The sequence below is a fragment of the Mesorhizobium sp. M7A.F.Ca.US.011.01.1.1 genome, assembly GCF_003998295.1.
In the GTDB taxonomy this organism is placed as follows: domain Bacteria; phylum Pseudomonadota; class Alphaproteobacteria; order Rhizobiales; family Rhizobiaceae; genus Mesorhizobium.
Genome location: NZ_RZRT01000238.1, coordinates 1 through 501, shown reverse-complemented (window position 1 = coordinate 501; position 501 = coordinate 1). Strand labels below are relative to the sequence as shown.

Sequence of the window (501 nt, the reverse complement as noted above, 5' to 3'; positions counted from 1 at the left end):
CCCTTGCCGCTGGCCTTCGTCACGGCGCACGCCGCGGCGATTGCATCTTGCGACCTCGTTCTCGAACCCTCGGCCGGCACCGGCCTGCTCGCCGTCCATGCCGAGATGGCGCGCGCCTCGATCGCCCTCAACGAGCTTGCCGCGACGCGGGCCGATCTCCTCGGCCTGCTGTTTCCACGGTTCCCCGTCTCGCGGCACGACGCCGCCCATATCGACGATCATCTCGACGCGGCCATCGAGCCGTCCGTCGTGCTGATGAATCCACCCTTCAGCGTTGGCGCCTATGTCGACGGCCATGTCGCCGATGCGGCATGGCGGCACCTCTCCTCCGCATTCGCACGCCTGCGTTCGGGCGGTCGTCTTGTCGCCATCACCGGTGCCGGGCTGTCTCCGGAAAACCCCAAATGGCGGCCGGCCTTCGAACGCCTGCAGCAACAGGGCACCGTCATTTTCACCGCAGCGATCGACGGCCGTGTCTACGCGCGCCATGGGACGACGGCC

1 pseudogene is annotated in these 501 nt (G+C 68.3%); it reads left to right on the top strand.

The features are described from left to right. A pseudogene (locus tag EOA13_RS37530) lies at positions 1-501 on the top strand (methyltransferase); the annotation flags it as partial.